The following is a 9,840-nucleotide window of genomic DNA, read 5'->3' as shown; positions in this document are numbered from 1 at the left end:
ATAAAACCGTTTGTCACGGGAAAGGGGAGTATGCTCGTGATGAAGATGGGGATGGTTTTCACGAAGTACATGTTAACACCATTGAAGGTTGTTGGTCATTACTACGCTCATGGTTAAGACCTCATCGAGGTATTTCTCAAGAAAAACTACCTTTTTATTTAGCATTATTTGAGTTTGTGTACAATATAAAGTGCCGAGGAAAAAGCTTACTTAATGATCTAATAGAGCTATTGATATAACCCCCTAGGAATCCATATAGAGCCTCCTCAAAACTATCCTCGAAATCTTTTCATTTGGCGTTCAAATTTATTAGGCTCCTCAGGGAAAGGCCATGAGTACATGCTTCGGCATTTATTAGGTACTCGCCATGGATTGATGAATAAAGACCTGGGTGAAACCGGTGGAAAAAAACCGGAGGATATCACTTGGCATGATGAAATTCCTGAGGGCAAACTTGATTTACTGGTGACACTTGATTTTCGGATGTCCACCACCTGTTTGTATTCCGATATTGTATTACCCACTGCCACCTGGTATGAAAAAGATGACTTAAATACCTCAGACATGCATCCCTTTATTCATCCTCTTACCAAAGCGGTTGATCCTGCCTGGGAAGCGCGCAGTGATTGGGATATTTTTAAAGGAATTGCCAAACAATTCAGTCAGGTGGTTGAAGGTCATTTAGGTGTTGAAAAAGACTTAGTCACTGTGCCTATTTTACATGATACACCTGCTGAGTTAGCGCAGCCCTTTGGCATCCAAAGCTGGTGGAAAAAAGAGTGCGAATTAATTCCCGGAAAAACAGCGCCTAATATGGTTGTCGTAGAACGCGATTATCCTCATACCTATAATCGCTTCACGTCACTGGGCCCTTTACTGGAAAAATTAGGTAATGGTGGTAAAGGCATTTCCTGGAATACCACAACTGAAGTTGAATTATTAAGTAAGCTCAATCATACCTATACCGAAGACAGCCCTCGTCATCAACGCCCCAAAATCGATAGTGCGATTGATGCCGCTGAAGTTATTTTAACACTTGCACCCGAAACAAATGGTCAGGTAGCCGTCAAAGCATGGGCTGCACTGAGTAAAGTCACAGGGCGTGATCACACCCATTTAGCTAACCCCAAAGCTGATGAAAAAATTCGCTTTCATGATGTGGTAGCTCAACCGCGAAAAATTATTTCTTCACCTACCTGGTCTGGTTTAGAGGATGAGCACGTTAGTTACAATGCTGGCTATACCAATGTCCACGAACTCATTCCCTGGCGTACACTCACAGGCCGCCAACAATTTTATCAAGACCATGAATGGATGCGCGACTTTGGTGAAACCCAGTGCTTATATAAACCCCCCATTAACTTAAAAACGATAGAAGACGTCTATCAACAAAAAGCCAATGGACATCCAGAAATTTTATTAAACTGGATTACGCCTCACCAAAAGTGGGGTATACACAGCACTTACTCTGACAACCTACTGATGCTGACACTATCCCGCGGTGGTCCCATCGTCTGGATAAGTGAAACAGATGCCCAGAAAGCTGGTCTTGAGGATAACGACTGGATTGAAGTGTTCAATATTAACGGTGCTATTTCTGCCCGTGCTGTTGTCTCTCAGCGTGTGCCTGAAGGGATGGCCATGATGTATCACGCCCAAGAAAAAATCGTCAATACCCCTGGATCAGAATTAACTAAAACCCGAGGAGGTATTCATAACTCTGTCACCCGCGCTGTAATGAAACCCACTCATATGATTGGTGGTTATGCCCAGCAAGCGTATGGTTTTAATTATTACGGTACGGTTGGTTGCAATCGCGATGAATTTGTTGTCGTGAGAAAAATGCATCATGTCGACTGGCTAGATAACGAGTAACGGGAGTCAAAATCATGAAAATACGTGCACAAATTGGCATGGTGCTCAACCTTGATAAATGTATTGGCTGCCATACCTGCTCAGTAACCTGTAAAAATGTCTGGACCTCCCGCGAAGGTATGGAGTATGCCTGGTTTAACAATGTCGAAACCAAGCCAGGTGTTGGCTATCCTCAGCAGTGGGAAAATCAGGAAAAATGGCAAGGTGGCTGGCAACGCCATAGCAATGGCGAGATTAAACCCAAAATGGGTAGCAAGCGAAAAATACTGGCCAATATTTTCGCAAACCCTGCATTGCCTGAAATTGACGATTATTACGAGCCTTTTGATTTTGATTATCAGCATTTACACCAAGCTAAATCAGGCAACCACCCACCTACTGCGCGTCCCCGCTCATTAATCAGTGGGCAGCGCATGGAAAAAATAACATCGGGTCCTAACTGGGAAGAAATATTAGGTACGGAATTTTCCAAACGACGAGCCGATAAAAACTTCGAACAAATTCAAGCTGATATGTATGGGCAATTTGAAAATACATTTATGATGTATTTACCAAGGTTATGCGAGCACTGCTTAAATCCTGCTTGTGTCGCCTCTTGTCCTAGCGGCGCGATTTATAAGCGTGAAGAAGATGGCGTTGTGCTGATCGACCAAGATAAATGTCGTGGCTGGCGCATGTGTGTTTCAGCCTGCCCCTATAAAAAAATATATTACAACTGGAAAAGTGGTAAATCAGAAAAATGTATCTTTTGTTACCCTCGTATCGAAAGTGGGCAACCTACCGTATGTTCTGAAACCTGCGTAGGCCGAATTCGCTATTTAGGTGTCTTATTATACGACGCAGACCAAATTCATCAGGCTGCCAGCACTGAAAATACCCAAGACTTATATCAGGCGCAATGTGATTTATTTTTAGATCCTAATGATCCCGAGGTACTCAAAGCAGCTCGCCAAGAAGGTATTCCCGAAGCATGGTTAACCGCTGCTCAACAATCTCCTGTTTATAAAATGGCAATAGATTGGCAAGTTGCCTTACCACTGCACCCTGAATACCGCACCTTACCCATGGTCTGGTATGTTCCACCGCTGAGTCCCATTCAAACCGCAGTAGAAGCTGGTTATGTAGGTAAAACCGGTGAAATACCTGACCTTAAATCATTGCGTATTCCCATCAAATACTTAGCCAATTTATTAACAGCCGGAGACGAAAAACCAGTCATTAGAGCATTAGAACGAATGATTGCTATGCGCGCCTACATGCGAGCAAAACATGTTGACCAAGTCAATGATAACGAGGTTCTACAGCAAGTTGGTTTAGATGAAGTGTCTGTGGAAAGTATGTACCGCTATATGGCCATTGCCAATTATGAGGATCGTTTTGTTATTCCCACCAGTCATCGAGAGTATGCAGAAAATGCTTATGATCTAAAACATGGTTGTGGCTTTAGTTTTGGTAATGGATGCAGCACAGGTGATAACCATGTCAACCTGTTTGGCGGTAAAGCGGCAACATCACGCAATATTATTCCCGTAGTGATGAAGGAGTAAGTGATGAAAAGCCTTATTATTATTGCTCGACTACTGGACTACCCTACTCAAGATATTGCAAGCAGTATGGATGAAGTCCACCAAATTATCTTGCAAGATATCGCCTTAGATGAAAAAACTAAACAACATGTATTGTCTTTTATTGAACACTACTCACCATATTCTTTACTAGACTGGCAAAGTGAGTATGAAGGGCTATTCGATCGTAGTCGATCACTTTCCTTGCATTTATTTGAACACACCTATGGTGAGTCTCGCGATCGTGGTCAAGCCATGGTTAACTTATTAGACCAGTATCATCAAGCCGGACTAGAACTTAACAAACAAGAGCTACCCGACTTTTTGCCACTTTATCTTGAGTTTGTATCAACCCAGGGCATATCACAAGCTACAGAATGGTTGCACGATATTGCACATATTCTCAGCCTGTTAGCCGCTCGTCTCCAACAACGAAACAGCCCGTATCATCTTTTATTCAAAGCATTACTTACGTTTGCACACGTCAGTGTCGATTTAACAGCAATGCGAGCTCAGATCGCAGATGAAGCCAAAGATGATACTCCAGAAGCCATTGACAAAGTCTGGGAGGAAGAAGCGATCAGTTTTGGACACCAAGATGCCCTATCCAGTGTCGCTAATCATACACAAACGAATCATTGTGCTCATACTCAATTTCGCCCTAGCGAAGCTCAGCGCAAGGATCATTATTTAGCGGTTAACTGGCAACAGAATCGATCACCTCTATCGACTAAATCTGCAGCAAAGACTGCCGAAGGGGAACAGCCATGAATTACATCAATACATTATTATTTGCCATTTACCCCTATATTGCATTAAGCGTTTTTTTTGTTGGCAGCTTAATACGTTACGATCGCGATCAATATACTTGGAAAACCAGTTCCAGCCAAATATTCGAAAGTCGCCAGCTACGACGAGGTAGTCTGACACCCACTGCAGTATGGCATGTCTTAGGTATATCAGCCAGCTTCAAACAATTAGTTGCCATGTTACTCGGTGGCATTTTTGGTTTAGTCTGCTTAGCTGGGTTAATCATTCTTATTAGACGTCGTCTCACAAACCCTCGTGTTCGTGCAAATACAAACATCATGGACTTTACTATTCTTTGGTTATTACTGGCTCAACTAGTGCTTGGTTTACTTAGTATTTTTGTATCGGCAGGTCATATGGATGGGCAAGAGATGCTTAAATTAATGAGCTGGGCTCAGTCAATTGTCACCTTTCAGGCAAACGATGCAGCATTATCCATTGCAAGCGTTCACTGGATTTATAAGCTACATGTGTGGCTTGGAATGACATTATTTTTAGTATTTCCTTTTAGTCGTTTAGTCCATATTTGGAGTGTGCCCGTAGGTTACTTGAGTCGACGCTATCAATTAGTAAGGGCCAGAGTTCGCTAAAGGTTGTGATTGCCGTATAAGTAGTGCATTAGTATAAAAAACACTATTTATACGGTAACATTTACCCGCCAGTTACTGGTGGAAAAAATGCGACTTCATCCCCCACTTTAATACTCGCCTGCCGCTTTACCACTTCATGATTACACGCTACCAAAGTGGTTTCTTGTTGCAGTAATTGCTGCCAAAGCTCTCCTCGTTGGCTTAATAATTTAATTAATTCCTCAATTGTTTTAACTGGTAATTTATCTAAATCAATAGTCAATGCATCACAATCTAACTGCTCACGTAATTGCCCAAAAAAAAGTACATTAATCATGCTAAAAACCCAATAAAGATAATTAGTTATGGCTGCAAACTGAGGTTAATTCACCTAATCCTGTCAGCCTATCCTCCTAACATAGAGAGATGCTGGATCATCCCTGAATGCCCTTGATGTAACAAGTGACTAGGTGTTTTATTCATAATCAAACCAGTAATTGCCTTTGAAAGCCGTTCAGCATCTCCTGCTTGAGCATATTCCCTTAAATCTATCCCCTGATTTGCAAACAGGCATAAGTGAAGCTTACCAAGTGCAGAGATACGTAGACGGTTACAGCTTTTGCAAAAATCTTTACTGTATGGCCTGATAACGCCAACACGGCCTTGAAAGTCAGGATGCCAATATTCTTCGGCAGGCCCTGCATCATGCGCCTTAATAATAGGTTGCCAACCTTTATTTATTAATTCTTCGATAATTAAAGCACCACTTAGATGCTGCTTTTTGAAAAAAGCTTCATTGTCTCCTGTTTGCATTAACTCAATAAACCGTAGGGTAACCGGCTTATTTTTTAGCCATTCAATAAACTGATCAATCTCTGATGCATTATCTTTTTTTAATAAAACAGCATTAATCTTTATGGAGCGAATACCCAAAGATTGTGCTCGTTCAATACCCACTAACACCTTATGTAAGCGATCATGGCCTGTTATTTTTTTAAAGTTGGCTGGATTTAGGCTGTCTATGCTCACATTCAGTGCATCTAAGCCTGCGTCATGCCATGAATCAATCACTGATGGCAAGTTATATCCATTGGTTGTGACAGCAACCTTTTTGATTCCTTCCGTCTGCTTACATTGTGCAATGATTTCAGGTAATTCCCGCCGCAGTGCAGGCTCTCCTCCCGTGAGACGTATTTTCTCTGTACCCAAGGCTGCAAAAGCCTTTGCATATACACCAATTTCTTTTAATGATAAAAATTCAGGAATTGATTTATCACATTGAAAACCATCAGGTAAGCAGTAGTTGCAACGAAAATTGCAAACATCCGTCACTGAAAGCCGCAAATAGTAAAAACGACGGCCAAATGAGTCTTGTAGCATAAAACACCTTTCCAAATTCGGGAGGCTACCTGATTTCTCTGATAACCCGGTGGTAAAAACCACGGCCAGTACACCATGCCAATCCGGTTTAGGTATAAAAGCTCGGAGTTTTGACGCATTATCAATAAGCTAGAGGGTCACACTCATCTAAAGACCCTTCATTGTGGGTAATTGACAGTCAGTCACCCTAGCGCTAAGTATAATGACTTAGTGCTAAGGCGCAAATCGAACCTCCGCGCTGATTCACAACATGCTCTCCGTCAATAGCTCACTACAACTGACACAGGTTAAAACACACTATTACTTTTTCTGTAACCATACTGTACCTCTTATAATGAGAACATGAGTTATCACTAAAAATTTCATTCACACATCAAATAACGTAATTTATACCTATTTAGTTGTAGGCTGCCCCTCAAGAAGCAGCATGAAAATACGTCAATAAGGGTTTAACAAGCACCAACTCCAGATACCTATAAATAGGTATCTCTCAATATATATAACTCATTTACTCCAGTGTTTATTGATCAAACTCAAACAAACTTAACCACTTTTTACCAGCTTGTCGCGATATTCCTTGCGGCAGCCAAGCCTCCAGAGGAGGATTTACGGCGTATTAGATGGGCATTATATACCCAGGTGCGGCCATTGAGTGACGAAGCCCCATGAGCCTATATTAATAGGTGATTGGGGTGGCAGTTAAATGCTCCTGCATAAACTGCATTTCCACCATCCTTGGTGTTCAAGAGTGAAGATAACAAAACCTAGAAATCATTCGTGAAGGGTATACAAACTTTGGAGCAATGGTACTTTAGTTGGCAATGGCACTCTAAAAACAAAATATGCGAAAAGCAAAGTATGCGCGACTTGCCTGTGCCCTTTAATCATTAAAGGGCTTACATACATACCTTGCTATAACACTGCGTGACTGATTAGTGTTCAGCCTATGCGTAGCAAAGAAATTTTTACTCACCTTTGGACTCTACACTGAGTAAGTGCGGTTTTGCATCAGGTAACCGATAAAGATAAATGGATGAAAGGACAATGGTAGTTCCAATCACTATAACCCAAGATAACTGTGTACCAAATACAAGATAATCAAACAACATGGTTAAAATCGGTACAAAATAAAATAAAACACTCACATTACTGGCGGCATCTTTCTGCAACATAAACAGTAACAATAATACTGCACCTACTGAAACTACAACAATCATCCATGAAGAGGCTAGGACAAAATTAATATCAACTTTTGCACTCCACCCTACCAACGAGACAATGGTAATAAATAAAGCAGAAGCCGCACAGTATTGTAATAGTGCAGAAATTAACGGTGGTTGGTTACTTTGTTTTTGCTGTACCGAGCCAATAGTAATCGCAAGCACTGATAACAAACCAAACACGATACCCCATACAGTGATATTAGTCGTATCTTTTGACCCCACAATTGCAACTGCAAGCCCTGAAAGTCCAATCAACAGGAACACATATTTAGACATAGAAATGCGTTCCCGCCCAACGATAGGTGTCAGCATAGGCTGTAAACCCAACACTAACGCAAGTACTCCGGGAGACAAGTCATAATATATGGCTAAAAAGAAACAGCTCTGATACGCGCCCTGTAATAAAAGGCCCGTAATTAGTAAGCTAGAAAGATCTTTTTTAGTTAAATCACGTATTTCCGAAAACACAGAACGGAAAAAAATACAAATAATGACGAGCAGCAGAAGCAATGCCCCTGCTGCTCGTACTGCTAAAAAAGACCACACAGATGCGCTGGCTAATCCCAACTTTACAAAAATTGCGCCACTGCTCCACATCACTAGAAACAGCACTGGAGCAAACTTTTCTAATAGTTTAATCATGCTACTTGTTTTGATGTCCAATCATTTATTGAAAAACGTTCATTTAATTCTCGCTTTTCAATAAGATATCTTTGTAAGTCACGTGCTTTAAGTTCCAAATCCTGATGTCCACCTTTAACGCAGGCATCAATAAACCACTCATAGCACTCTGCCACTTCAATGTCATAAATAAAATGATATTTTGATATAGCAAACAAAATATCCTTGAACGTTTCCTTGCTCAGAATAAGCGACATGCTTTCCACAATAGTTTCTCTAACTGATTCAGGCAACGCTTGACGCTGTTTATACGTTGGTTTTACATTAAATACAACACTAGATGTATTCTTAAAGATATCAACATCGTTAAACTTATCATTAAAAACAAAATCAAGACATAAAAACATGCGGCTTTGAGAGGAGAAATTTATAGCAGCGTGGTCTATACCTGCGTCTAAATACCACACTTCACCAGGCTTCATTTGAAAAACGCCAGTGCTATCAGAGTGGTATGCATCTTCATTTTTTTCTAGAGGGATAAACACTCTAAAATAACTTACATTGTTATCTAACTCAACAAAATCTCTATGCGGAATAACCATACCGTCAATCAAGTTTCGCGCGCGAACCATGCGCAATGAGACCATACTAAAATTGTCTTCTATAAAGCGTTTTACTTCAGGACAACGATCCATATACTCTGTAGCTATACACTGATTAGCATTTTTATACTGAGTATCATTCTTACGCCCGCTACTATTATACAATGATAAGTTTTTCCAGTACCCTTGACCAAACTCATCATACTCCTCACGTTGCTTTGGAATAGCATTTAAATAGCTTACTTCCTCACTAATGTTATATTTTTCAATATCTATAAAGCCAATAAGTTTTGACGGCATAGCAGTGACTCCTTACACAACTAAAAAAGTGTATTACTGTATTTTTTGTTTGGCACACATAGCGAACTAAAGAAAAGTTTTATTACTTAAAAATAAAACTGCATTGTCAGTTAGTTATTTATGAAAACAACGTAAAACCAAATCTTAGTTTCAATAAAGTTACACTATTATTTCATTTCTTAGTATTAGACTTTAGTATATCCATTACTATGAATTTTCAATATGGGTATAAATCTTAGTGCTCTCCACTTAAGCGGAGAGTGAGGAAAAGTTCATGTGCTACCCTTAAATGGGGATTAGCAAAATGAAACGTAATTACCAGTGAAAAGTTATCAATCGCTTATTTTACATTTAATGTTATTGTTGTTGGTAACCATACCCTTAAAAGGTATAACGGCCTGCATAAAGCCTGCGTTATCTTCTGCTTGGATTCAACTCCCACCTTTTATGCATAAAGACCCTGATGGAAGTCTGGCGCCAGCTGGATTTGATGTAATAATTCTTAACCATGTCAGTAAACAGCTGGATTGCCCGATAGAGTGGCGTAACCAACCTTGGAATCGCTCAATATATGAACTTGAACATGGTCAACTCGATGTACTGGCCCCAGCATCTTAGAAGGTGTCTTAAAAATCAAAATTTAAGCAACTCTTTTGACTAAAATATGCAGCATAGCAATGTGAATCATTGCCTCACTATTTCTCGTTAAAACTTCATAATCTTTAGAATGACGCCTATAGTTGATTAACCATGAAAAAGTACGCTCAACAACCCAGCGTTTTTTTACAACATTAAACCCTTTACCCGCTTTTTCAACGACCTCAAGTATTATGCTACGAGTGATTTCATGGGACTCTTTTACCCATTCAACGACTGGATTACCTGAATAACCGCT

General features: G+C 40.4%; 9 protein-coding genes, 2 pseudogenes and 1 riboswitch. Of the genes and pseudogenes, 6 read left to right on the top strand and 5 right to left on the bottom strand.

Annotation, left to right across the window (positions count from 1 at the left end; all coding sequences use genetic code 11):
- The 5 genes and pseudogenes from F607_RS34855 to narI all read left to right on the top strand — a co-directional run.
- Window positions 1-239, top strand: a pseudogene (locus F607_RS34855) (IS1595 family transposase); the annotation flags it as partial.
- A 25-nt stretch (window positions 240-264) separates the two neighbouring features.
- A pseudogene (locus tag F607_RS31070) lies at window positions 265-1,875 on the top strand (molybdopterin-dependent oxidoreductase); the annotation flags it as partial.
- Between the two features lie 14 nt (window positions 1,876-1,889).
- The gene (gene narH, locus F607_RS0121765) at window positions 1,890-3,422 is read left to right on the top strand and encodes a nitrate reductase subunit beta (RefSeq protein WP_027709762.1); all 1,533 of its coding nucleotides are present in this window, start codon (window positions 1,890-1,892) and stop codon (window positions 3,420-3,422) included.
- A 3-nt stretch (window positions 3,423-3,425) separates the two neighbouring features.
- The gene (gene narJ, locus F607_RS0121760) at window positions 3,426-4,211 is read left to right on the top strand and encodes a nitrate reductase molybdenum cofactor assembly chaperone (protein ID WP_027709761.1); all 786 of its coding nucleotides are present in this window, start codon (window positions 3,426-3,428) and stop codon (window positions 4,209-4,211) included.
- On the top strand, window positions 4,208-4,840 hold the full coding sequence (gene narI / locus F607_RS0121755; RefSeq protein ID WP_027709760.1) for a respiratory nitrate reductase subunit gamma: 633 nt from the start codon (window positions 4,208-4,210) through the stop codon (window positions 4,838-4,840). Before narJ ends, narI begins: the two co-directional genes overlap by 4 nt.
- A 61-nt stretch (window positions 4,841-4,901) precedes the next feature.
- Here narI and moaD read toward each other — a convergent pair whose 3' ends face one another.
- The 4 genes from moaD to F607_RS0121730 all read right to left on the bottom strand — a co-directional run bounded on the left by moaD (window position 4,902) and on the right by F607_RS0121730 (window position 8,945).
- A complete protein-coding gene (moaD, locus tag F607_RS0121750) occupies window positions 4,902-5,156 on the bottom strand; it encodes a molybdopterin converting factor subunit 1 (RefSeq protein ID WP_027709759.1) in 255 nt (84 codons plus the stop codon).
- Between the two features lie 68 nt (window positions 5,157-5,224).
- The gene (gene moaA, locus F607_RS0121745) at window positions 5,225-6,199 is read right to left on the bottom strand and encodes a GTP 3',8-cyclase MoaA (protein ID WP_027709758.1); all 975 of its coding nucleotides are present in this window, start codon (window positions 6,197-6,199) and stop codon (window positions 5,225-5,227) included.
- Window positions 6,188-6,319, bottom strand: a riboswitch (molybdenum cofactor riboswitch). (Overlaps the previous gene by 12 nt.)
- A gap of 845 nt (window positions 6,320-7,164) precedes the next feature.
- Window positions 7,165-8,064: a DMT family transporter gene (locus F607_RS0121735; protein WP_027709757.1), complete on the bottom strand. Its 900-nt coding sequence runs from the start codon at window positions 8,062-8,064 to the stop codon at window positions 7,165-7,167.
- On the bottom strand, window positions 8,061-8,945 hold the full coding sequence (locus tag F607_RS0121730; protein WP_027709756.1) for an aspartyl/asparaginyl beta-hydroxylase domain-containing protein: 885 nt from the start codon (window positions 8,943-8,945) through the stop codon (window positions 8,061-8,063). The genes F607_RS0121735 and F607_RS0121730 overlap by 4 nt, the downstream gene beginning before the upstream one ends.
- Window positions 8,946-9,266: 321 nt before the next feature.
- On the opposite strand from F607_RS0121730, the gene F607_RS0121725 reads away from it, so the two are divergent.
- The gene (locus F607_RS0121725) at window positions 9,267-9,563 is read left to right on the top strand and encodes a transporter substrate-binding domain-containing protein (protein ID WP_027709755.1); all 297 of its coding nucleotides are present in this window, start codon (window positions 9,267-9,269) and stop codon (window positions 9,561-9,563) included.
- Window positions 9,564-9,585: 22 nt separating this feature from the next.
- Here F607_RS0121725 and F607_RS0121720 read toward each other — a convergent pair.
- Window positions 9,586-9,840: transposase (locus F607_RS0121720; RefSeq protein ID WP_027709754.1), on the bottom strand; the 255-nt coding region annotated here is incomplete at its 5' end.

The organism is Zooshikella ganghwensis DSM 15267 (genome assembly GCF_000428585.1).
Lineage (GTDB): Bacteria > Pseudomonadota > Gammaproteobacteria > Pseudomonadales > Zooshikellaceae > Zooshikella > Zooshikella ganghwensis.
This window is presented reverse-complemented; position numbering and strand designations above follow the sequence as displayed.

Coding starts and splice junctions, on each gene's coding strand:
- moaD (WP_027709759.1), bottom strand. CDS start 5,156: ATGATTAATGTACTTTTTTTTGGGCAATTACGTGAGCAGTTAGATTGT.
- F607_RS0121730 (WP_027709756.1), bottom strand. CDS start 8,945: ATGCCGTCAAAACTTATTGGCTTTATAGATATTGAAAAATATAACATT.
- narH (WP_027709762.1), top strand. CDS start 1,890: ATGAAAATACGTGCACAAATTGGCATGGTGCTCAACCTTGATAAATGT.
- narI (WP_027709760.1), top strand. CDS start 4,208: ATGAATTACATCAATACATTATTATTTGCCATTTACCCCTATATTGCA.
- narJ (WP_027709761.1), top strand. CDS start 3,426: ATGAAAAGCCTTATTATTATTGCTCGACTACTGGACTACCCTACTCAA.
- F607_RS0121735 (WP_027709757.1), bottom strand. CDS start 8,064: ATGATTAAACTATTAGAAAAGTTTGCTCCAGTGCTGTTTCTAGTGATG.
- moaA (WP_027709758.1), bottom strand. CDS start 6,199: ATGCTACAAGACTCATTTGGCCGTCGTTTTTACTATTTGCGGCTTTCA.